Raw genomic sequence first — 24283 nt, forward strand, 5'->3', positions numbered from 1 at the left:
CCTCAGAGATTTTGGCTGTTAGCTTCCCGTTGATAGGTATCAAGGGCAAGGTTTAACTCTAATACGTTGACGACCGGCTCTCCTAAAAATCGAAACAGAGGAGATTGCGTATTGTCAGAGATAAGCGATTTTACCTTGTCTATCGATAACTGTCTGTTTTTAGCAATACGCGGTGCTTGATATAACGCAGCGGCAACCGAAATATGGGGATCTAACCCGCTGGAAGAGGCGGTCAGTAAATCCACAGGCAGAATATCACCACCATCGGGTTCATGCTGTTTCAATGCGACCGAACGCTCAGTCAATTCTTTGGTTAACAGTGGATTACTGATAGCAAGGTTACTGCCACCGGAAGCCAGTGCGTTATAGGGCATTTCTGCGGTCACGGACGGGCGACCATAAAAGTAATTGTCATTTTGGTAAGACTGCCCAATCAACGATGAACCGATAATGCGATTATCTTGTAGGATCAGTGAACCCATCGATTGAGTTGGAAAAATGACATTAGCAAGCCCCGTCACGAGTAGCGGATAAGCAATCCCAGTTACCAGCGTTAACAGAACTAAAATCATCAATGAAGAACGAAACATGCTCATAATAGGCTCCTTAAATACCAAACAAGCTGATGAACATATCGATAAGTTTGATCCCCACAAATGGGACAATCAATCCGCCTAACCCATACAGGCTCAAGTTACGCTGTAAAAGTGATTGAGAACTCATTGGGCGATAATTTACCCCTTTTAATGCCAGTGGAATTAAGAACACGATAATCAAGGCATTAAAAATAACCGCCGACAGCAATGCCGAAGCAGGTGAGTGTAAATGCATAATATTCAAGGCATTGAGCTGCGGCCATGTGACCGCAAAACAGGCCGGAATAATCGCGAAGTATTTGGCAATATCGTTGGCAATACTGAATGTAGTTAATGAGCCGCGAGTCATCAGCATTTGTTTACCAATATGCACCACTTCAATCAGCTTGGTTGGGTTGGAATCTAAATCCACCATGTTACCGGCTTCTTTCGCCGCTTGCGTACCCGAGTTCATGGCAACCGCTACATCTGCTTGTGCTAATGCAGGGGCATCGTTGGTGCCGTCTCCTGTCATGGCGACTAAGCGACCTTCCGATTGATATTGGCGGATTAACGCAAGTTTTGCTTCGGGGGTGGCTTCAGCTAAGAAATCATCCACGCCTGCTTCTGCCGCGATTGCCGCTGCGGTTAGGTGGTTATCCCCCGTGATCATCACAGTTTTGATCCCCATCGCACGCATTTGTGCAAAACGCTCTTTCATGCCGCCTTTGACGATGTCTTTGAGCGCCACCACGCCGAGAACCGTTTGGCTATCAACCACCACTAACGGTGTTCCCCCTGTCTGCGCCACTTGTTCAACAAGTTTGTCGGCTTCGACTGGGAATTTGCCGTGGTTAGCTTCTACATAGCGGCGAATAGCGTCAGCAGAACCTTTGCGGATCATGCGTTCGCCGACGTTTACACCGCTCATGCGCGTCATCGCAGAGAAGGGCACAAAGGTGGCGTTCATGGCGTGAATATCACGCTCGCGTAAATTGAATTTCTGTTTTGCAAGCACCACAATACTGCGCCCTTCAGGGGTTTCATCTGCCAGAGACGAGAGTTGAGCAGCATCCGCTAATTGTTGCTCCGAAACTCCACTTAACGGTAAAAACTCAGAGGCTTGACGGTTTCCGAGGGTGATAGTACCCGTTTTGTCCAGTAACAGGACATCAACGTCTCCCGCTGCTTCCACAGCACGCCCGCTGGTGGCAATCACGTTAGCGCCCAGCATGCGGCTCATGCCAGCAACCCCAATGGAAGACAGTAGCCCGCCAATGGTGGTAGGGATCAAACAGATCAGCAGGGCAATCAGTACAATGATAGACACTGCGCCACCTGCACCTGCGTATTCTGTAGCAAACAAGGTGAATGGATACAATGTTGCACAGACTAAAACAAAGATAATGGTCAGTGCGGTTAATAAGATAGTGAGCGCGATTTCATTGGGAGTTTTACGGCGTTGCGCGCCTTCCACCATGGAGATCATGCGGTCTAAGAATGTTTCCCCCGGGTTAACCGTACATTCGACGATCAGCCAGTCAGAAAGTACGCGGGTTCCTCCTGTGACTGATGAAAAATCACCACCGGATTCACGGATCACCGGCGCGGATTCACCTGTAATGGCACTTTCATCCACTGATGCGCCGCCTTCAATCACTTCACCATCACAAGGGATGGTTTCCCCTGCGCGGATCAGGACGATATCGCCTTTGCGCAGTTGGTCTGAACTGACCATTTCTTGTGGCGCATCGAGAGAGGCGGTCGCCAGTTTAGTTGCACGGCTTTGCTGTTTGACGCCTTTTAAACTCTGAGCTTGAGCCTTACTACGACCTTCCGCTAGAGCTTCTGCAAAGTTGGCAAATAGCACCGTAAACCATAGCCATAAAGTGACCATGCCACTAAACCAAGCGTTACCTTCACTATAGCCAGCGACCATCGCTACCCATAATAAAGTCGTAATAATACTGCCGATGTAAACCACGAACATGACTGGGTTACGCCATTGTGCTTGTGGTGTCAGTTTTTTAATGGCATCAATTGTCGATTGGCGAACCAGTTTGCTATCAAATAATTGTGTTTTTTGATTTTTCATTTTTTCACCCTCATTATGCCGCTAACCAAATTTGCAGATGTTCCGCGATTGGCCCTAACGCAAGCGCAGGGACAAAAGTCAGCGCACCAATGAGAAGAACTGTCATGATTAATAAACCGATAAACAGTGGACCGTGTGTCGGCAATGTCGCAAGGCTAGCCGCTTGTGGTTTTTTCACTGCCATAGAGCCTGCGATAGCTAATACAGGAAAAATCACACCGAAACGTCCAAGGAACATGGCTAATGCCAGCATCACGTTGTAATACGGCGTGTTCGCGCTTAATCCTGCAAATGCACTGCCGTTGTTGTTGGCTGCGGATGAGAAAGCGTACAACACTTCGCTAAATCCGTGAGCGCCAGGGTTAAGAATGCCGGCACGTCCTGCTTCGGTCATCAGTGAAATAGTGGTACCGAGTAGCACTAAAGTTGGCGTAACAAGAATTGCCAGTGCCACCATTTTCATTTCACGCACTTCGATTTTTTTACCGAGGTACTCAGGAGTACGACCAATCATCAATCCAGCTAAGAACACGGCAAGTAAAACAAACAGCAACATACCGTATAAACCTGAACCGACGCCGCCAAAAACAACCTCACCAATTTGCATTAGCCACATAGGAACCATGCCACCTAATGCAGTATAAGAATCGTGCATTGAGTTCACTGCACCACAAGATGCTGCGGTGGTGACGACGGCGTATAACGCAGATCCTAATGTGCCAAAGCGGCTTTCTTTTCCTTCAAGGTTGGCTGTGCTGCTAGCGTGTAGCTCCCCTAAGAATGGGTTGCCGACATATTCTTCATGGATCACAACGGCGGCGGCAATCACGAAAATAATCGCCATTGCCCATAACAGGGCGTGACCTTGCTTGTTATCACAAACGGTACGACCAAAAGCAAAGCAAAGTGCCGTTGGAATAAGGAAGATAGCCAGCATTTGAACAAAGTTGCTTAATGCCGTTGGGTTTTCAAATGGGTGAGATGAGTTAGCCCCAAAGAATCCGCCACCATTGGTCCCTAATAATTTGATGGCTTCTTGGGAGGCAACAGGCCCCATTGGTAACAGTTGCGGCGCACTATCAAGGTTGTTACTCAAAACATAAGGGGAGAAGTTTTGAATAACCCCTTGGCTGACAAAGAATAAAGCAAAAATAATGGCTAATGGCAGCAGGAGATACAGCGTGATACGCGCTAAATCAACCCAAGCATTACCAATCGTTTTGCTACCGTGGCGTGAAAATGCACGGATAAGTGCAAACACGACGGCTATCCCTGTCGCTGCCGAAAGGAAGTTCTGTACGGTTAACCCGACCATTTGGCTCAGATAGCTTAGGGTATTTTCCCCGCTATAAGATTGCCAGTTGGTATTGGCCACAAAACTAATTGCTGTATTAAAAGCTAAGTCCCAGCTCATTCCCGGATAATGCTGAGGGTTGAGTGGTAACGAGCCTTGGCACATTAAAATGATGAATAGTAAGCCAAAACCTAGCAGGTTAAATAGCAAAATGGCGATGGCATATTGCCAGTAATTCATCTCAGGGAGATCGCGCCCCACTTGTTTGATGCCGCTTAATCGCCAAAATACGGATTCGCTTTTGGCAATAGCACGTGGCATATCGCCATCGATAAGATACGCAATGAAGTTGCCGAGTGGTTTTGCTAACAGCATCAGAACCAGTAAAAAACTGGCGATCAATAAAAACGCATAGGTGGCCATATCAGAAATTCTCCGCGTTGAGCAGGGCATAAATCAGATAAACCAGCAGTACAACAACAAGAACTGCCCCAGAAATGGAAAGTAGTGACATTGTTATCTCCTTATTATTTCCATTGCGCTAGGTTAGGCATTTGCTTGTAAAGAAGCTGATAAAAAAACAAGGTGGGGTGTAAAAATAGTATAAAAATGCCCAATTAAAATCGCCTCGTGATGATAGAGGGATTCTCTAAGTATAGTGTGTTAATTAAATGTAATTTATTTGTTTGTTTTATACGGTATCTTGCTACATTTTGTAATAAAGCAACGAAACTGAGTCAAAAAGTTAATTTATTTTATATTTAAGTGGTCAGATGAGTAGTTTAATTACACAAATTGCGCTATTATAGATTCCGTTAATGAAGATTAACCTTGGTGTTCGATTTTAGTGCCTCTTTGATGATTTACGTTCAATGCGAATTGAGTTAAATGTGAATTAAGTAAAATAGAAGTAAAGAGCAAGACTGGAATCGGCAAAATTAAGTGGCTACTGAAGGAGGATATCGATGTCCACATATCAAGAATATTCCCGTAATCAGGTACTTTTACGCCGCACTGCTGCTGTAACAGCTGGCATTATTGCGTTTCCGGTTATGGTTTTTTACCCAAAAAGAGCAAGATTTTATAGCTACCTGCATAAAGTCTGGGCTAAAACGAGCGATAAACCTGTATGGTTGGCTAGCTCGGAAATGACGATGGAAAGCCATCGTTAATCAGTGATTCAATTCACTAAAAAGATATCCCTACAATAATTTAATTGTGGGGATTTTTTTATATAAAAATCATAATAATTAATTCCTATACTTCAATGTTATTTAAATTAAAGCCATGTTATTTAATTTGAAATTTAAATAAATTAACTTATTTGACACTGAGAAGTGAATCACGGTAATTGTCTTTGTCTCATTGCTAATATCCATTCCCAATAAAATTAGATTTTATTTTATTAAAATCCAAAAGATATTTAATTATAAATAGCAAATGAGGAATATCATGATTCTATTTAAAAAATGTGTTATCGCATTGTCAATTAATATCGCATTAATATCATCGGGGTTGGCTTGTACCACGCTACTTGCAGGCAGTGAAGCCACGAATGATGGCTCGCTAATTATCGCGAGAAGCGCTGATAGCAGTGCATTAAAGGCTCAGCATTTTGTAATACATCCAGCAAAGAAAAATCAATCCGGAATATACAGTACAAAAGAACATAATGGTGCTAATAATTTCACCTACCCATTACCAAAAAATTCATTACGATATACAACAGTGCCAAATTGGAAAACACAATTACATGGTGCAACTGGATTTAATGAATTAGGTGTAGGAGTCAGTGGTACTGAATCTATATTTGCTTCTCCTAAAGCATTAGCGTTTGATCCCTATGTTGAAGAAACGGGAATTACCGAAGATGATATTCCAGATGTACTTCTTTCTCGTGCAAAAACAGCCCGTGAAGCGGTGGAAATTTTAGGTAATATTATTGAAACCCAAGGTGCAGGTGAAGGTTTTGGTGTTGCTGTCGTCGATAAAAATGAACTGTGGTATTTAGAAACAGGGACGGGGCATCAATGGATGGCTCAAAAAATTGCAAAAGATAAATATTTTGCAACGGGTAATCAGGGGCGTTTACAAGCATTTGAGGTGAATAATCCCGATATGCTTGGTTCTAAAAACCTCATTGAATTTGCAGTAGAAAAGGGTTTATACAACCCAGATAAAGATGGGGCATTCAATTTCTCTAAAGCCTATACGCGAGATGACGAGCGTGACCGTGATTATAACGATCCACGAGTTTGGATCATTCAGCAGCAGTTTAATCCGTCGTTAAAACAAGATATTGCCGATGGTAGAAATTTTGCACCTTTCTTAACGCCGGAGAAAAAAGTTTCTGTTGAAGAAGCGAAAGCCATGCTACGTAATCACTTTGAAGGCACGGAACATGATCCGTATACCAACGGCTTAAACGGAAAAGAGCCATGGCGACCAATCAGCGTGTTTAGAACTTATGAAGCTCATGTGATGCAAGTACGTCCGGAGCTACCGCAAGAAATTGGTGAAGTGACATATGTTGGTCTAGGAATGGCTGATTTGACCGCGTTTGTTCCTTTCTATAGTGGGTTAGAAGCTTATCCAAAACATTACGGTGTTGGGACAGACAAGGCAGACAGCGATTCTATTTATTGGAAATACCGTAAGTTACAAACATTAGTAATGACGGACTACCCTAAACTGGCGCCTATTGTTAAAAAAGCCTATCAAGAGTGGGAAGCGAAAACGGCGTTAGAGCAAAAAGCTATGGAAGTGAATTATTTAAAAATGGCTAAAACAGATAAAGCCGCCGCCAATAAAATGCTCAACAAGTTTAATTTGGATGTGATGGCAAGCGCCGAGAAGTTAACTGAGGATTTAACTAACCAACTTTTCACTATTCGAACTGAAGATATTCAATCTGATATTTTCTTTGCGAATAAATCTAAGAAAGACTAAAAATAGTCGCAATTCTGTAAACTAAAAAAGGCTCTCAGTGGGGGGGCCTTTTTGTTTAATTCCCTCTCTCTTTCAAATTTAACTGAATTCTTAGCTTGTGTGAGCTTGCCAATAAATACAGCAGAAAAAAATGTCATTTACGTTTATGCTAATTGAATACGAATATGTAGGAATTCAGTAGCTAAAGGATACGATTATGCATAATTTTAAGTTAGAAGAGCTGATTAACGACGAGCTGAAAGTCAGTGAAATCCAAGACTATGCCCCAAATGGGCTACAAGTAGAAGGTCGCCCTCACGTTAAAAAAATCGTGACAGGCGTGACAGCGTGCCAAGCATTATTGGATGAAGCGGTAAGACTCAATGCCGATGCGGTGATTGTGCATCATGGCTACTTTTGGAAAAACGAACCTGCCATTATCAAAGGCATGAAAAGAAATCGCCTAAAAACGTTACTGGCGAATGACATTAACCTATACGGTTATCACCTACCATTAGATGCCCACCCAGTATTAGGCAACAATGCGCAACTGGCCCACATTATGGGCGTGCAAGTCAATGGCAACATTGAGCCACTGATGCCATTTGGCTTTTTCGACCAACCCATTACCCCAGCGGAATTAACCCAACGTTTAGAAACTCGATTAGGGCGTAAAGTATTGCATTGTGGCGACAACGCCAAAGAAGAAATTCGTCAAATTGCATGGTGTACTGGCGGTGGTCAGGGCTTTATTATGCAAGCGGCAGAGTTTGGTGTAGATGCCTTTGTGACAGGGGAAGTGTCAGAACAAACTATTCATATCGCAAGAGAAATGGGGATCCATTTCTACAGCGCAGGGCACCACGCAACAGAGCGTTATGGGATTAAGGCGTTGACGGAGTGGTTGAATGATAATCATGAGGTGGATGCCACATTCATCGATATCGATAACCCCGCCTAATTTTTTTCGTCATATTTCGCGCTGTAGCGTTGTTGGCTTCACTCACTAACCCTAGTCACATACTTTTGTATGCTCCTAGGGATTAGCTCATTTGCCGCCTAGCTACAACGCGAACTATTTAGAAAATAGCTATGTAATAAAGATAATTTGATTTTTTTCCGTTAAATATCAAATTTAAGTTTGATTTAAGTCCGGTATTTTAAAGCCACTAAAACCAGAATTAAGCTTGATGTAGTCAGCACGAATCCTAGGTTTTGAACCTCGCCGGCGGCCATTAATCCGAGAGCTAATCCTAAATAGTAAAACAAACCTAAAATTGCGCCGGCGGTGCCTTTTCTGTCTTGATAATGATCCAGAGCGTGCGCCAAAATATTCGGGATTGCGAGCCCATATCCCACCACAATGCCCATTATTGGTAGCACAAACCCAATATGACCTTGTAATAGATAAACTAAGCCGCCGCTGATTAAAGAAACGCCACTTGCCAGTTTAACGAGTTTTTCGGGTGACCACTTTTTCGCCAATAATGTGTGATTAACGAGTGAACCGATACCGACACCAAACGCTAACAGAATTCCAGTTAGACCAAATTGTTGTTGGTTGAACGCTAATTGCTCAAAAATGAAAGGTCCAAGCTGGTAGTAACTGAATAAATTAATGTTGAAAAATGCAATCAACATCACATTTTGGAAAATTCGTTTATCCCCTAACATGTGTAAAAACGTGGTTAAAAATGGGGTTTTGATCACGTTCTGTGGTTTGGTCTCAGGAAGCTTATAACATGACCATAACAAAAGTATGGCGGCTAAGAGAGCTAAACCCATAAAAACGGCTCGGTAACTACCTAACCAAACTAAACTGGCGCCGAAAATCATACCAAGCGCGGGGCTTATTGCTAAGGCGATGCCCATCACCGAGAAAACTTTGGCTAATGTATGACCTTGAAAACTGTCTCGCATCATGGTTTGTGTGCCAATAGAGCCTACTGCAGCACCAAACGCAGATAACATACGCAGTAACAGTAACCCATAGAAATGTGAGATAAAAAGTGCGCTTACAGAGGCAATTCCATACAGAAATAACCCAAGCAAAATAGTGGGACGACGCCCAATCACATCACACATCCTGCCCCAAAATACGACACCAAAAGCGAAAGCAAAGAAATACAGCGAAAGTGTTTGAGAGGCTTGCTCGGCATTCACCTGAAATGCAGCCGCAATATCTGTTAACGCTGGGCTATATAGGGTTTCGACAATTTGTGGAAACATCATCAGCGCTATTGCTAAAGATAATGAAAGTACGCGCTCCATATTGATTTACCTATTTATTTTCAATGTGTGTGGAATGGCGCAAAGTTTAGTGGCTTTTTCTTTGTCTTATTACAATAATAAAGGCAATAAATATCAAAAAAGAGACATTTATGGCGTGGTTATTACAGACGGATGAGTTTCAAACTCACTGGTATGATGCCCCCATACTGGGGATTGCAGCTCAAATGGGGCAACATGATTCTGGGGCACATACCCATGAAATGGGGCAGTTGTTATTTACACAACAAGGCTGCATTCGCATTAGCTTACAGAATGAAATTTCGTTACTACCACCAGGAAGAGTCGCGTGGATCCCGCCATTTACACAGCATCGAGCACAAATGCGCGCTTCGGTAGGGTATCGGTCTGTTTACCTAAGCCAAGAATATGCAGAGCAAATCTCTGATCAGGTGTCTATTTTAAGTATCTCTCCTTTGCTTCGAGAACTGTTGGAACGCATCGCGGTGGCGCCTTTTGAGAGTGACTGGCGAGAAGGAAGACTAGCAAGATTACTTCCTGTTTTTATTGATGAATTACAATGTACAACAAAGGAACCCACGCTACTTTCTTTACCTCAAGACCGGCGTTTTAAGTCCCTTGACCTAGAGCAACTTCCTCCGCCTCTAAATCAATTAGCTCAAACGGTTGGTGCCAGTGAGAAAACGATTACTCGAGTTTTTCTAAAAGAGACAGGAATGAGTTATCAGGCGTGGCGACAACAATGGCGGTTTATCAAAGGGATAGAGTTATTAGCACAGGAGAAAACCTACGGGTTTATTACTCAAGAGTTAGGTTTAGCCAGTGACAGCGCATTTATTAGTTTTTTCCGCAAAATGAGCGGGATGACACCGCGGGAATACAGCGGTGAATCAAGACTAAAAAATAGAATAAAAATAGAACGTTAGACATTAAAAAGCCCCGAATCTTCGAGGCTTTAGTGATGAGTGAGTTAAATTATTTTTTGTCTAACTCAGAGCTGAATTCACGTCTGTCGTAGCCAGTATAGAGTTGGCGAGGACGTGCAATTTTCAGACCTTCATCGTGCATTTCGTTCCAATGTGCAATCCAACCAATGGTACGTGCAATCGCGAAGATAACGGTAAACATTGAAGATGGAATACCCATTGCTTTCAGGATGATACCTGAGTAGAAGTCAACGTTAGGGTACAGTTTCTTCTCAATGAAGTACGGGTCGTTCAGTGCGATGCGTTCTAATTCCATGGCCACTTCAAGCAGGCTATCATTTAGACCTAGCTCGTTCAGGACTTCATGGCAAGTTTCACGCATAACGGTAGCGCGTGGGTCATGGTTTTTATAAACACGGTGACCGAAGCCCATTAAGCGGAAAGAGTCATTTTTATCTTTTGCACGTTCGATAAATGCTGGGATGTGCTCAACAGTTTGAATCTCTTCAAGCATACGTAAGCAGGCTTCGTTAGCGCCGCCATGAGCAGGCCCCCACAGAGACGCGATACCTGCTGCAATACATGCAAATGGGTTAGCGCCAGAAGAACCTGCGGTACGGACTGTTGAGGTTGATGCGTTTTGTTCGTGGTCAGCGTGCAGGATTAAGATACGGTCCATTGCGCGCTCAAGTACTGGGTTAACCACATATTCTTCACATGGCGTAGAGAACATCATGTGCAAGAAGTTACCCGCGTAAGATAAATCATTACGAGGATAAACAAAAGGTTGACCGATAGAGTATTTATAACACATCGCTGCAACAGTCGGCATTTTGGACAGCAGACGGTAAGCTGTAATTTCACGGTGGCGAGGGTTATTAACGTCTAATGCATCGTGGTAGAACGCGGCTAGAGCACCTGTTACCCCACACAGAACGGCCATTGGGTGAGAGTCACGACGGAAACCATTAAGCATCCGAGTGATTTGCTCATGGATCATGGTGTGGCGAGTCACTGTATTTTTAAATGTATTGTATTGTTCTTGGGTTGGAGCTTCGCCGTATAACAGGATATAACAGACTTCAAGGTATGAGGCTTGAGTGGCGAGTTGATCAATTGGGAAACCACGGTGGAGTAGAACGCCTTTATCACCATCGATATAGGTAATTTTTGACTCACAGGATGCGGTAGAAGTAAAACCGGGGTCGTATGTGAAGAACCCTTTAGAACCTAAAGCTCGTACATCGATAACATCTTGGCCAATGGTCGGGCTTAGGATGTCTAGTTCGAAATCACCTTTACTTCCAGTCATTATCTTAGCTTTGTTATCAGCCATTTACGGTCTCCTTAGCGCTTGATAATCCACACTCAACAACCCAGAACTCAGCGTTATACTGCGTCTTTGAGCATTGTTCTATCGGTGTGTTGAGAAAATCAGCGGGATATCACATAAAACCTTGAAATCCGGCAACCAATATCAATACCGATAACAATGTGGTTAGGTTGTTTGCGAGTGTATAGGGCGTTATGTTCTTTTTTTGTTGTTTTCTCTACAATATCATTATTTGTGGTAAGGGAAACAACTTTCATAACTTTTGTTTATACTTGCATACTCATTCACATTACTACACGACTTTGGGTCATCCGTAACGTATTCAGATAAATCTGTCAGGCATATATGTAAGATAAATGTTGAATCATTGTCAAATAAGATAAGCACATTTATATAAAATGTTTAAATCGTGATCCTTCTCACTGTTCGGGCTAAATGTCTCCAAACCTTTTGTGTGGGAATTGTAATAGCAATGTGAAGACTTTATACTGGCGCCAGGTCTCCGGATTACCCTGAGTAGGAGTTCCCAGCGTGATCAGTATGCAACTTTATTCAAACATGATGGATTAAAGTTTGTGTTAAGTTGCATTTTGTACCCCTGTCGCTGTCTGATTTCCACCCCAGGTCCGGAGGATGGAAAATAATAAAGAGCTGTGTGGGCAAAATTGTGAAAAAACAAAGACCTGTCAACCTTGATTTGCAGACGATTCACTTTCCGATTACTGCAATATCGTCGATCTTGCACCGTGTCTCTGGCGTCATTACTCTCATCGCAGTTGGTATTCTGCTTTGGTTGCTAGGGACTTCTCTCTCCTCTCCAGAAGGTTTTCAATACGCGTCTGAAATAATGACTGGCTTTTTTGCCAAGTTCATTCTTTGGGGGATCTTAACAGCGCTGGCGTACCACATTTGTGGTGGTATTCGTCATATGCTGATGGATTTCGGTTGTGTTGATGAAACCCTTGCTGCGGGCAACTCATCCGCAAAAATTACATTTGTAATTACTGTAATTCTGGCAATTCTGGCGGGGATCTTAGTATGGTAAGTAATGCATCAGCTTTAGGCCGTACTGGTATCCAGGACTGGCTGCTAATCCGTGGTTCGGCGATCGTTATCGTCCTCTACGTACTCTACATTGTTGGCTTCGTAGCAATTAATGATATTACCTATGAAGTATGGCGTGGCTTCTTTGCCTCCTCTGTGACCAAAGTATTCACCATCCTCACATTGTTCTCGATTCTTGTGCATGCCTGGATTGGTATGTGGCAAGTACTGACTGACTATGTTAAGCCGCTGGCGATTCGCTTAGTACTACAACTGGCCATCGTGGTTGGTTTACTGGCTTACTTAATTTACGGAACAATTGTTGTGTGGGGTGCATAAAATGAATCTGCCAATCAGAGAGTTTGACGCTATCGTTATCGGTGCGGGCGGTGCAGGTATGCGCGCAGCACTACAAATTTCTCAACAAGGCCTATCTTGTGCTTTGTTATCTAAAGTATTTCCAACTCGTTCTCATACTGTGTCAGCGCAAGGTGGTATCACTGTTGCACTTGGTAACACACACCCTGACAACTGGGAATGGCATATGTACGATACTGTTAAAGGTTCCGACTATATCGGTGACCAAGACGCTATCGAATACATGTGTAAAACAGGACCGGAAGCTATCCTTGAATTAGAACATATGGGATTGCCTTTCTCTCGCCTTGATGATGGACGTATTTATCAACGTCCATTCGGTGGTCAGTCTAAGAATTTCGGTGGCGAGCAAGCGGCACGTACAGCTGCGGCAGCTGACCGTACTGGTCACGCACTGTTACATACTCTGTATCAGCAAAACTTAAAAAATCACACTACGATTTTCTCTGAATGGTATGCACTGGATTTAGTGAAAAACCAAGATGGCGATATCGTAGGTTGTACTGCAATCTGTATGGAAACGGGCGAGCTGGTTTACTTCAAAGCGAAAGCAACCATCTTAGCAACTGGCGGTGCAGGTCGTATTTACCAATCCACAACTAACGCGCACATCAATACGGGTGACGGTGTGGGTATGGCTGTACGTGCTGGCGTTCCATTACAAGATATGGAAATGTGGCAGTTCCACCCAACGGGTATCGCTGGTGCAGGTGTTCTGGTCACAGAAGGCTGTCGTGGTGAAGGTGGTTACCTGCTGAACAAAGATGGCGAGCGTTTCATGGAACGTTATGCGCCAAACGCGAAAGACCTTGCTGGTCGCGACGTTGTTGCACGTTCAATCATGATTGAAATTCGTGAGGGGCGTGGTTGTGATGGTCCATGGGGTCCACACGCGAAACTGAAACTGGATCACTTAGGAAAAGACGTTCTGGAATCTCGCTTACCGGGTATCCTTGAATTATCTCGTACTTTTGCTCACGTTGACCCAGTTAAAGAGCCAATCCCAGTTATTCCAACTTGTCACTATATGATGGGTGGTATTCCAACTAAAGTGACGGGTCAAGCGATTCGCTATAACGAAAAAGGCGAAGACGAAGTGATTCCGGGTCTGTTTGCTGTGGGTGAGATTGCTTGTGTATCTGTACACGGCGCTAACCGTTTAGGCGGTAACTCCCTACTTGACCTCGTAGTATTTGGTCGTTCTGCTGGCTTACACTTAAATGAATCCATCATGGAACAAGGTCCAATGCGTGATGCGTCTGAATCAGACATCGATGTAGCAATGGCTCGTTTCAATCGTTGGGAAAATGCGCGTACGGGCGAAGATCCAACTGATATCCGTAAAGCACTGCAATCTTGTATGCAGAACAACTTCTCCGTATTCCGTGAAGGGGATGCAATGGCGAAGGGCTTAGAAGAACTGAAAGAAATCCGTGAACGTCTGAAAAATGCGCGTCTGGATGACACTTCAACTGAGTTCAATACCCAACGTATCGAATGTTTAGAGCTGGATAACCTGATGGAAACTGCTTATGCAACTGCACAAGCTGCAAACTTCCGTACAGAGAGCCGTGGTGCTCACAGCCGCTTTGACTTCCCAGATCGTGATGATGCAAATTGGTTATGTCACTCATTATATCTACCGCAATCTGAAACGATGACTCGTCGTGAAGTGAACATGCAACCTAAATTGCGTGAAGCCTTCCCACCGAAGATTCGTACTTATTAATGCGTGGTGTTAATCCAGTTGCGGAGAAATAAACTATGAAACTAGAATTTTCGATTTATCGCTACAATCCTGATGTAGACAATGCGCCACGTATGCAAGATTACACCCTTGAAGTGAAAGAAGGGCGTGACATGATGCTGCTGGATGCGTTAATTCAGTTAAAAGAACAAGATCCAACACTCTCATTCCGTCGTTCTTGCCGTGAAGGTGTGTGTGGTTCTGATGGTCTGAACATGAACGGTAAAAACGGACTGGCTTGTATTACGCCATTGTCTGCTTTAACCCGTAGTGGCAAAAAAATTGTGATCCGTCCATTACCTGGTCTGCCAGTTATTCGTGACCTGATCATCGACATGACGCAATTTTATACTCAATACGAAAAAATTCGTCCGTATCTTCTTAATGATAATAAGAATCCGCCGGCGCGTGAAAACTTACAGCTACCAGAACAACGTGAAAAACTTGATGGTCTTTACGAATGCATTCTGTGTGCATGCTGTTCAACTTCATGCCCATCTTTCTGGTGGAATCCGGACAAATTTATCGGTCCTGCGGGTCTGCTAGCTGCGTATAGATTCTTAATTGATAGTCGCGATACTGAAACAGATTCACGATTAGATGATCTGAACGACGCTTTTAGTGTTTTCCGCTGTCATAGCATCATGAATTGTGTCAATGTATGCCCTAAAGGACTAAATCCAACGAAAGCTATCGGTCACATTAAGTCTATGTTATTGAAACATAGCGCCTAAATCGATACAGCCTGCGGCGCTTAGGTGCCGTAGGCTAAATTTGGATAGCACAAAATACGTACTTAAAGTAAAAAATAAGCGTAAAGTAAGTATAAGTCTTAAATTGAATCACTGAAACATAAAGTAAAAAGTCAAAAAGTGAAAGTAAAAAGCCAACTGCAAAACAAGATGAAGACACTTGCGAAAGCAAGGAACCTTTAAAAACCGTAGACAGTTTTTAAAGGTTCCTTAAAAGGGAAACCCTTAATTGATAAGAGGGACTCCCAAAGTGAGAACATGCAAAAAGCACGTCCAAGAGAACCTTTATCGAGGTCGCTTAAATGCGGCGATTAGTTAACCACGGCGAAAACTAAAGCTTATAAAGCTTAAGGGATCACAATGCAGAACGGCGTAATGAAGGACTGGCTGGATTCAAGCTTTCTGGCAGGCGCGAACCAGTCTTATATAGAACAGCTCTATGAAGATTATCTGACTGACCCTAATTCCGTAGATGTCGAATGGAGAGAAATCTTCCAGCAACTACCTGGAGCGGGTAATAGCGGTGAGCAATTACATTCGCAAGCACGAGACTACTTCCGTCGCTTAGCAAAAGATTCTACCCGTTACCACACCTCTGTTAGCGATCCAACGATCGACGCAAAACAAGTTAAAGTTTTGCAGCTCATCAATGCCTTCCGCTTCCGCGGACATCAAAATGCAAATCTCGACCCGTTAGGACTTTGGAAACGCGAAGCCGTTCCAGATCTGGACCCTACATTCCATAACCTAACCAAAGAAGATTTCGACGAAACTTTCAACGTGGGTTCATTTGCAATTGGCAAAGAAACCATGAAACTCAGCGAACTATATGACCACCTGAAACGCATCTATTGCGGTTCCATTGGTGCGGAATATATGCACATTACTAACACAGAAGAAAAACGTTGGATCCAACAACGTTTAGAGTCTGTGAATGTTGCGCAGCAATTTTCTAAAGAAGAAAAACGTCGCTTCTTAGCTGAATTAACAGCAGCAGAAGGTCTTGAGCGTTACCTTGGTGCAAAATTCCCAGGTGCAAAACGTTTCTCTTTAGAAGGTGGCGATGCACTGATCCCAATGCTGAAGGATCTTATCCATCATGCAGGCAAACAAGACACTCGTGAAGTGGTGCTTGGTATGGCGCACCGTGGCCGCCTAAACGTCCTGATCAACATTTTGGGTAAAAAACCCGCTGAATTATTTGATGAATTTGCTGGTAAGCATAAAGACCATTCAAGCGCAGGCGACGTTAAATATCACCAAGGTTTTTCTTCTGATTTCGAAACAGCGGGTTCCCGTGTTCACTTAGCACTGGCATTTAACCCATCACACTTAGAAATCGTAAGCCCAGTAGTTATCGGTTCTGTACGTGCTCGCCGTGACCGTCTGGACGAAGGTCGTAGTAATATGGTTCTGCCAATCACCATTCACGGTGACTCAGCAGTAACTGGTCAAGGTGTTGTACAAGAAACCTTGAACATGTCTCAGGCTCGTGGTTATGAAGTTGGCGGTACCATGCGTATCGTTATCAACAACCAAGTTGGTTTCACAACCTCCAACCCGAAAGACACGCGTTCAACAGAATACTGTACTGATATCGTGAAAATGGTGCAGGCGCCTATTTTCCACGTTAACGCTGATGACCCTGAAGCAGTCGCATTCGTGACTCGCTTAGCCTTAGATTTCCGTAACACCTTTAAGCGCGATGTAATGATCGACTTAGTGTGTTACCGCCGTCATGGTCATAACGAAGCTGATGAGCCAAGTGCAACTCAGCCAATCATGTATCAAAAAATTAAACAGCATCCAACTCCACGTAAAATCTATGCAGATCGTTTAATCGAAGCTGGCGTAGTTTCTGCGAATGAAGTCACTGAAATGGTTAACCTGTATCGTGACGCGTTAGACCGTGGTGACTGTGTTGTTGAAGAATATCGTGAAATGGGTCTGCATTCTTACACATGGGAACCGTACTTGAACCATGAGTGGAATGAGCAATACAAATCTAACTACGATATTAAACGTTTAACTGAGTTAGCGACTAAGTTGAGCACGATCCCTGAAGGTATCGTTGCGCAATCTCGTGTTGAGAAAATTTATTCTGACCGCGCTGAAATGGCGAAAGGCGAAAAATTACTCGACTGGGGTGCAGCAGAAACTCTGGCTTACGGTACGTTAGTTGATGAAGGCATTCCAATCCGTTTATCTGGTGAGGATGCGGGTCGTGGTACGTTCTTCCACCGTCATGCGGTTGTTCACAACCAAACCAATGGTTCTGTGTACGTGCCTTTGCAAAATGTCCATAGCGGCCAAGGCGTATTCAACGTTTGGGACTCTGTTCTGACTGAAAACGCAGTATTGGCATTTGAATATGGCTATGCAACAACTGAACCGCGCGCGCTGACTATCTGGGAAGCTCAGTTCGGTGACTTTGCTAACTGTGCGCAAGTTGTTATCGACCAATTCATTAGCTCTGGTGAGCAAAAATGGGGTCGTATGTGTGGCCTGGTTATGCTACTGCCTCATGGTTATGAAGGCCAGGGTCCAGAGCACTCATCTGCTCGTTTAGAGCGTTACCTGCAACTGTGTGCAGATCAAAACATGCAAGTGTGTGTGCCATCAACACCAGCTCAGGTTTATCACATGTTACGCCGTCAAGCACTGCGCGATATGCGTCGTCCTCTGATTGTTATGTCACCTAAGTCACTGTTACGTCATCCATTAGCAGTTTCTAGCATGGATGAGCTGGCGAATGGTTCATTCCAACCAGTTATCGGTGAAATTGACGAAATTAATCCGAAAGATGTGAAACGTGTCGTTATGTGTTCCGGTAAAGTTTATTACGATTTATTAGAACAACGTCGTAAGAAAGAGCAAAAAGATGTGGCTATCGTGCGTATTGAACAGCTGTATCCGTTCCCACGCGAAGATATCCAAAAAGTATTCGCTCAGTATGCTCATGTGAAAGATTTCGTTTGGTGCCAAGAAGAGCCACTAAACCAAGGTGCTTGGTATTGCAGCCAGCACAATTTCCATGAAGCTATCCCAGCAGGCGCAACTTTACGCTATGCAGGTCGAGCTGCTTCTTCTTCTCCAGCAGTTGGTTATACCTCCGTTCACCAGGAACAACAAGCGGCCCTGGTTAATGACGCTTTGAACATTGCATAATTAAAGGATAGAAAATGAGTAGCGTAGAAATTCTTGTTCCCGATCTTCCTGAATCCGTCGCTGATGCAGCGGTTGCCACATGGCATAAAAAACCAGGTGACAGTGTTCAGCGTGACGAAGTTCTGGTTGAGATCGAAACAGACAAAGTTGTTCTTGAAGTTCCTGCAAGTGAAGCAGGTGTTCTGGAAGCCATTATTGAAGAAGAAGGCGCAACTGTTTTATCTAAACAGTTACTAGGTCGCATTCGTTTAGGTGATAGCACCGGTATTCCTGCTGAAGTTAAAGAAGCAGCACCTGCACCAGCAGCACGCCAAACTGCGAGTTTAGAAGAAGAAAGCAATGATGCACTAAGCCCTGCGATTCGTCGTCTGGTCGCTGAGCACAACCTGAACCCTGCGGATATCAAAGGGACTGGTGTTGGCGGTCGTCTGACTCGTGAAGATGTTGAAAAACATTTAGCAGCTAAACCAGCTGCGGCACCTGCGGCTCAAGTACCAGCTGCAGCTCAAGCACCATTAGCTCACCGTAGTGAAAAACGTGTTCCGATGACTCGCCTGCGTAAACGTATTGCAGAGCGTCTGTTGGAAGCGAAAAACAGCACGGCGATGTTAACAACCTTCAACGAAATCAACATGCAGCCTATTAAAGACCTGCGTGCACAGTACGGTGAAGCATTTGAAAAACGTCACGGTGTACGTTTAGGCTTTATGTCTTTCTACATTAAGGCGGCGGTTGAAGCACTGAAACGCTATCCAGAAGTGAACGCTTCTATCGATGGTTCTGACGTGGTTTACCATAACTATTTCGACATCAGTATTGCGGTATCAACCCCGCGTGGTCTGGTAACACCAGTTCTGCGTGATGTGGATGCAATGAGCATGGCTGATATCGAGAAAAATATTAAAGAGCTGGCTGTCAAAGGTCGCGACGGTAAATTAACTGTTGAAGATTTAAGTGGCGGTAACTTCACTATCACTAACGGTGGTGTGTTCGGTTCTCTGATGTCTACTCCAATCATTAACCCACCACAAAGCGCAATCTTAGGCATGCATGCCATCAAAGACCGCCCAATGGCAGTTAATGGCAAGGTAGAAATTCTTCCAATGATGTATTTAGCACTGTCTTATGACCACCGTTTAATTGATGGTCGTGAATCAGTTGGCTTCTTAGTGGCTATCAAAGATATGTTGGAAGATCCAACTCGTTTACTGCTAGACGTATAGAAACATAACAGGGCAGGGGGACAACCTGTCCGGTCTGAGGTAACCGATGCAGCCAGTTCGCTGGCTGCTAAATCTGTAACAATTGCAAGGGGCGATAATCGCTCCTCCAGACTCAATTATGGATAGAACATCATGAATTTACACGAGTATCAGGCAAAACAGCTTTTTACACGCTATGGTTTACCAGCACCAACTGGTTATGCCTGTTCATCAGTAGAAGAAGCAGTAGCTGCGGCGAAAAAAATCGGTAATGGTCCATGGGTTATCAAATGCCAAGTTCACGCAGGTGGACGTGGTAAAGCTGGCGGCGTAAAAGTTACAAAAGATATCAATGACATCCGTGAATTTGCTGAAAAATGGTTAGGTAAGAATCTGGTTACTTACCAAACTGATGCAAATGGTCAGCCAGTTAACCAAATTTTGGTTGAAAGCGCGACTGACATCGCTAAAGAACTGTATTTAGGTGCAGTCGTTGACCGTGGTACACGTCGTGTTGTATTCATGGCTTCAACTGAAGGCGGCGTTGAAATTGAAAAAGTTGCTGAAGAAACCCCAGAACTGATCCACAAAGCAGTTATCGATCCGCTGACTGGCCCAATGCCATATCAAGGTCGTGAACTGGCATTCAAATTAGGCTTAACTGGCAAACAAGTTAGCCAATTTGCTAAAATCTTCATGGGCTTAGCGACCATGTTCTTAGAGCGTGATTTAGCGCTGATCGAAGTTAACCCATTAGTTATCAATACTGAAGGCGATTTAGTTTGCTTAGACGGTAAATTAGGCGTGGATAGCAACGCTCTGTATCGTCAAGCTGAAATGCGTGAAATGCACGATCCATCTCAAGAAGATGCACGTGAAGCTCAAGCGGCTAAGTGGGAACTTAACTACGTTGCTCTGGATGGTAACATCGGCTGTATGGTTAACGGTGCGGGCCTTGCAATGGGTACCATGGATATCGTTAAACTGCACGGCGGTGCGCCAGCTAACTTCCTTGACGTTGGTGGCGGTGCAACCAAAGAACGCGTAACTGAAGCGTTTAAAATCATTCTTTCGGATAAGAGCGTTAAAGCTGTATTCGTAAACATTTTTGGTGGTATCGTTCGCTGTGACCTGATTGCAGACGGCATCATTGGTGCAGTAGAAGAAGTTGGCGTGAATGTACCAGTAGTTGTACGTTTAGAAGGTAACAATGCAGAGTTAGGTGCGAAAAAACTGGCAGACAGCGGCTTAAATATTATCGCTGCAAACAGCCTGACAGATGCAGCTAAGAAAGCAGTAGCAGCGGCGGAGGCTAAATAATGTCTATTTTAATCGATAAAAACACCAAAGTAATTTGCCAAGGATTCACTGGCGGTCAAGGTACTTTCCACTCCGAACAAGCGATTGCTTACGGTACAAAAATGGTTGGCGGTGTAACGCCAGGTAAAGGTGGTACAACTCACCTAGGCTTACCGGTATTTAACACTGTGCGTGAAGCAGTAGAAGCAACCGGTGCAACAGCATCTGTTATCTACGTTCCAGCACCATTTTGTAAGGATTCTATCCTTGAAGCGATTGATGCAGGCATCAAACTGATCATCACTATCACAGAAGGTATTCCAACACTGGATATGCTGACTGTTAAAGTGAAATTAGACGAAGCTGGCGTTCGTATGATTGGCCCTAACTGCCCAGGTGTTATCACTCCGGGCGAGTGCAAAATCGGTATCCAACCTGGCCACATTCATATGCCAGGTAAAGTTGGTATCGTTTCACGTTCAGGTACACTGACTTATGAAGCGGTAAAACAAACAACGGATGCGGGTTTAGGTCAATCAACTTGCGTTGGTATCGGTGGTGACCCAATTCCTGGTTCAAACTTTATCGATATCCTGAAATTATTCCAAGAAGACCCACAAACTGAAGCGATCGTGATGATCGGTGAAATCGGTGGTAACGCGGAAGAAGAAGCGGCTGCATACATCAAAGAGCACGTCACTAAGCCAGTTGTTGGCTATATCGCGGGTGTAACTGCACCTAAAGGTAAGCGTATGGGACATGCTGGTGCAATTATCGCTGGTGGTAAAGGTACTGCTGACGAGAAATTTGCTGCTTTAGAAGCCGCTGGCGTGAAAACTGTACGTAGCTTGGCTGATATCGGCGATGCTGTGAAGTCTATGCTAAACAAATAAGCGCAATATGAGCTTATAGCTCGTATCACGTAAGAGACGAAGCCCGTGCTTTCTAGGAAGCGCGGGTTTTTTTATGGCTAATAACTGTACTTATTTCATGTAATTTCTACTAAAAGCTTAAAATGTAGGGTTTTTAGTGAGGAATACCAAAATAAGTCAGCATAAATAGTACGTTTTGGGTAAGTTTATTATTGAATGTGAAATAGCACAAAATGGGAAATAGTCTAATTTGATATTAGATCAATTTTTTTATTTTTAGATTATTTTGATTAACTGAATATAGGGCTTTTTTTACGATAATTATCTTTATTAATAAATAAAGTAATAATATAGAAATGGGCTGCTATTATAAATAAACATTCTTTTTTAGATTGAGAAAAACAAAAGTTATCACTTTGTTTTAATCTTATTAAAAAAGTAAAAAAACCTATATCAATTAAAATAACAGATAGTTAACAACTGGCTAACTATTATTTGAATCGGGTCGAGAACAATTAACAAGTGAGAAAAAATTGACGTAAATCAATTTATTACCACTAGCTTTATTTGCCCAAATTGCTTAAATTGGTGCCCGATCAAATACTCATTTTTCTATTAAAGGGTATAATTATTGATATAACTTCAGAATTCAAATCTGAATCACGTAAAAGAAGTTTATTGTATGTGAAGATAGGCGTACTATTATTATGGTAGGTTTTTTCTTTTACTTTTGTTAATTATTTGTTGTTTTGAGGCATTTTTTGCTGGTAGTTAAGAGGCTTTCCCGTTTAACACTGGAAGCTGGGTTGCCGCAAGTCGGTGTCTTCCTGCTAGGAGCAAGGAGTCAAGATGTTTGATATTGTCGAACTGTCACGATTACAGTTTGCCTTAACTGCGATGTATCACTTCCTGTTCGTTCCATTAACGCTCGGTATGGCGTTTTTGCTTGCGATTATGGAGACGGTATATGTGCTGTCTGGTAAACAAATTTATAAAGATATGACTAAGTTCTGGGGCAAGTTATTTGGTATTAACTTCGCTCTGGGTGTTGCGACTGGTCTGACTATGGAGTTCCAATTCGGGACTAACTGGTCATACTACGCCCACTATGTTGGAGATATCTTCGGTGCGCCTCTGGCAATCGAAGGTCTGATGGCATTCTTCTTAGAATCTACCTTTGTTGGTTTATTCTTCTTCGGTTGGGATCGTTTAAGCAAAACTCAGCACCTTGCGGTGACTTGGTTAGTTGCTTTAGGTTCTAACTTCTCTGCGCTGTGGATTCTGGTTGCGAACGGTTGGATGCAAAACCCTATCGCTGCAGACTTCAACTACGAAACAATGCGTATGGAAATGGTTAGCTTCTCTGAACTAGTCCTGAACCCTGTTGCGCAAGTTAAATTCGTTCACACAGTTGCTGCTGGTTATTGTACTGGTGCCATGTTCATTCTGGGTATCAGCTCTTACTACATGCTTAAAGGTCGTGACTTGGCATTCGCTAAGCGCTCTTTTGCAATTGCTGCAAGCTTTGGTATGGCTGCTGTTCTCTCTGTTATCGTTCTTGGTGATGAATCAGGTTACGAAATGGGTGACGTGCAGAAAACGAAGCTGGCCGCTGTTGAAGCAGAGTGGGAAACCCATGCGCCTCCAGCTGCATTTAACCTAATCGCATTCCCAAGCAATGAGAAACAAGAGAATACATTCTCTATCTCAATTCCATGGGCGATGGGTATTATTGCAACGCGTTCTATCGACACGCCAGTATTAGGTCTGAAAGATCTGATGAAGCAACACGAAGTCCGTATCCGTAACGGTATGGTTTCTTATGGTCAATTACAACAGCTGTTAGCTGGTGATAAGAGCCCAGAACTGCGTGCTGCATTCGAAGCAAGTAAAAAAGACCTTGGCTATGGCCTTCTGTTAAAACAATACACACCAAACGTTGTTGATGCGACAGAAGAACAAATTCAGAAAGCGGTTAAAGACAGTATTCCTAATGTTGCACCACTGTTCTGGGCATTCCGTATCATGGTTGCAGTTGGCTTCGCGTTACTGTTAATCATCGGTTGGGCATTCCTGTCAGTTGTTCGTAACCGTATTGGTAAGAGCAAACTGCTGCTTCGTCTGGCTCTATTTGGTATTCCATTACCATGGATTGCTATTGAATCAGGCTGGTTCGTGGCTGAGTATGGTCGTCAACCGTGGGCAATTGGTGAAGTGTTACCGGTTTCGGTCGCACACTCTAACTTAACCCCACAAGACTTGATCTTCTCTATGGCTCTGATCTGTGGTCTGTATACACTGTTCTTGATTGCCGAAATGTTCTTAATGTTCAAATTCGCTCGTAAAGGGCCTAGCAGCCTGAAAACCGGTCGTTACCATTTTGAACAGAAAAATAGTTCAGCACACGACGTTCAGTAAAC

At 43.6% G+C, this 24283-nt stretch carries 19 protein-coding genes; 13 read left to right on the forward strand and 6 right to left on the reverse strand.

Going from position 1 to position 24283, the window contains the following annotated elements; all coding sequences use genetic code 11:
- Nucleotides 1-2: 2 nt before the first annotated feature.
- From kdpC to kdpF, 4 genes are read right to left on the reverse strand one after another with little or no spacing between them, the layout of a single operon-like run.
- On the reverse strand, nucleotides 3-596 hold the full coding sequence (kdpC, locus tag HFU86_RS05370) for a potassium-transporting ATPase subunit KdpC (protein WP_036947836.1): 594 nt from the start codon (nucleotides 594-596) through the stop codon (nucleotides 3-5).
- A gap of 10 nt (nucleotides 597-606) precedes the next feature.
- Nucleotides 607-2670, reverse strand: a complete 2064-nt coding sequence (gene kdpB / locus HFU86_RS05375) for a potassium-transporting ATPase subunit KdpB (RefSeq protein ID WP_187128855.1) — start codon at nucleotides 2668-2670, stop codon at nucleotides 607-609.
- A gap of 13 nt (nucleotides 2671-2683) precedes the next feature.
- On the reverse strand, nucleotides 2684-4387 hold the full coding sequence (gene kdpA, locus HFU86_RS05380) for a potassium-transporting ATPase subunit KdpA (protein WP_187128856.1): 1704 nt from the start codon (nucleotides 4385-4387) through the stop codon (nucleotides 2684-2686).
- A 1-nt stretch (nucleotide 4388) separates the two neighbouring features.
- Complete coding sequence (kdpF, locus tag HFU86_RS20055; RefSeq protein ID WP_071524944.1) at nucleotides 4389-4478, reverse strand: K(+)-transporting ATPase subunit F; 90 nt, start codon at nucleotides 4476-4478, stop codon at nucleotides 4389-4391.
- Nucleotides 4479-4929: 451 nt separating this feature from the next.
- Between kdpF and HFU86_RS05390 the strand changes: the two genes are divergently transcribed.
- The 3 genes from HFU86_RS05390 (at nucleotide 4930) to HFU86_RS05400 (ending at nucleotide 7853) form a co-directional block, all read left to right on the forward strand.
- Nucleotides 4930-5136 (forward strand): YbfA family protein, encoded by a 207-nt coding sequence (locus HFU86_RS05390; RefSeq protein WP_036947824.1) that lies wholly within the window; start codon nucleotides 4930-4932, stop codon nucleotides 5134-5136.
- 280 nt (nucleotides 5137-5416) lie between these two features.
- On the forward strand, nucleotides 5417-6913 hold the full coding sequence (locus tag HFU86_RS05395; RefSeq protein ID WP_187128857.1) for a C69 family dipeptidase: 1497 nt from the start codon (nucleotides 5417-5419) through the stop codon (nucleotides 6911-6913).
- Nucleotides 6914-7109: 196 nt separating this feature from the next.
- Complete coding sequence (locus tag HFU86_RS05400) at nucleotides 7110-7853, forward strand: type 2 GTP cyclohydrolase I (protein WP_132494266.1); 744 nt, start codon at nucleotides 7110-7112, stop codon at nucleotides 7851-7853.
- 185 nt (nucleotides 7854-8038) lie between these two features.
- Here HFU86_RS05400 and HFU86_RS05405 read toward each other — a convergent pair whose 3' ends face one another.
- Nucleotides 8039-9163 carry an MFS transporter gene (locus tag HFU86_RS05405; protein ID WP_187128858.1) on the reverse strand — a complete coding sequence of 375 codons (1125 nt, stop codon included), beginning with the start codon at nucleotides 9161-9163 and terminating at the stop codon, nucleotides 8039-8041.
- A gap of 110 nt (nucleotides 9164-9273) precedes the next feature.
- Here HFU86_RS05405 and HFU86_RS05410 point away from each other — a divergent pair, with 110 nt between their 5' ends.
- Nucleotides 9274-10068: an AraC family transcriptional regulator gene (locus HFU86_RS05410; protein ID WP_187128859.1), complete on the forward strand. Its 795-nt coding sequence runs from the start codon at nucleotides 9274-9276 to the stop codon at nucleotides 10066-10068.
- A 49-nt stretch (nucleotides 10069-10117) separates the two neighbouring features.
- On the opposite strand, the gene HFU86_RS05415 is transcribed toward HFU86_RS05410, so the two are convergent.
- The gene (locus tag HFU86_RS05415; RefSeq protein ID WP_036947815.1) at nucleotides 10118-11404 is read right to left on the reverse strand and encodes a citrate synthase; all 1287 of its coding nucleotides are present in this window, start codon (nucleotides 11402-11404) and stop codon (nucleotides 10118-10120) included.
- Nucleotides 11405-12056: 652 nt separating this feature from the next.
- Here HFU86_RS05415 and sdhC point away from each other — a divergent pair.
- The 9 genes from sdhC (at nucleotide 12057) to cydA (ending at nucleotide 24281) form a co-directional block, all read left to right on the forward strand.
- Entirely contained in the window at nucleotides 12057-12446 is a 390-nt protein-coding gene (gene sdhC / locus HFU86_RS05420) for a succinate dehydrogenase cytochrome b556 subunit (RefSeq protein ID WP_004909059.1), read from the forward strand.
- Complete coding sequence (gene sdhD, locus HFU86_RS05425; protein ID WP_036947812.1) at nucleotides 12440-12784, forward strand: succinate dehydrogenase membrane anchor subunit; 345 nt, start codon at nucleotides 12440-12442, stop codon at nucleotides 12782-12784. The genes sdhC and sdhD overlap by 7 nt, the downstream gene beginning before the upstream one ends.
- A 1-nt stretch (nucleotide 12785) precedes the next feature.
- Entirely contained in the window at nucleotides 12786-14552 is a 1767-nt protein-coding gene (gene sdhA, locus HFU86_RS05430) for a succinate dehydrogenase flavoprotein subunit (RefSeq protein ID WP_132494272.1), read from the forward strand.
- 35 nt (nucleotides 14553-14587) lie between these two features.
- Complete coding sequence (locus HFU86_RS05435; RefSeq protein WP_036947808.1) at nucleotides 14588-15304, forward strand: succinate dehydrogenase iron-sulfur subunit; 717 nt, start codon at nucleotides 14588-14590, stop codon at nucleotides 15302-15304.
- Nucleotides 15305-15682: 378 nt separating this feature from the next.
- Nucleotides 15683-18490 (forward strand): 2-oxoglutarate dehydrogenase E1 component, encoded by a 2808-nt coding sequence (sucA, locus tag HFU86_RS05440; protein ID WP_108479382.1) that lies wholly within the window; start codon nucleotides 15683-15685, stop codon nucleotides 18488-18490.
- 14 nt (nucleotides 18491-18504) lie between these two features.
- A complete protein-coding gene (odhB, locus tag HFU86_RS05445; RefSeq protein WP_132494274.1) occupies nucleotides 18505-19713 on the forward strand; it encodes a 2-oxoglutarate dehydrogenase complex dihydrolipoyllysine-residue succinyltransferase in 1209 nt (402 codons plus the stop codon).
- Between the two features lie 132 nt (nucleotides 19714-19845).
- Complete coding sequence (gene sucC / locus HFU86_RS05450; protein WP_006660449.1) at nucleotides 19846-21012, forward strand: ADP-forming succinate--CoA ligase subunit beta; 1167 nt, start codon at nucleotides 19846-19848, stop codon at nucleotides 21010-21012.
- Nucleotides 21012-21884: a succinate--CoA ligase subunit alpha gene (gene sucD / locus HFU86_RS05455; RefSeq protein ID WP_036947794.1), complete on the forward strand. Its 873-nt coding sequence runs from the start codon at nucleotides 21012-21014 to the stop codon at nucleotides 21882-21884. Before sucC ends, sucD begins: the two co-directional genes overlap by 1 nt.
- An 828-nt stretch (nucleotides 21885-22712) precedes the next feature.
- Nucleotides 22713-24281, forward strand: coding sequence for a cytochrome ubiquinol oxidase subunit I (cydA, locus tag HFU86_RS05460; RefSeq protein ID WP_036947791.1), 1569 nt, complete (start codon nucleotides 22713-22715; stop codon nucleotides 24279-24281).
- Nucleotides 24282-24283 lie beyond the last annotated feature (2 nt).

The sequence above is a fragment of the Providencia sp. JUb39 genome (assembly GCF_012272845.1).
GTDB classification, from domain to species: Bacteria; Pseudomonadota; Gammaproteobacteria; order Enterobacterales; family Enterobacteriaceae; genus Providencia; species Providencia lanzhouensis.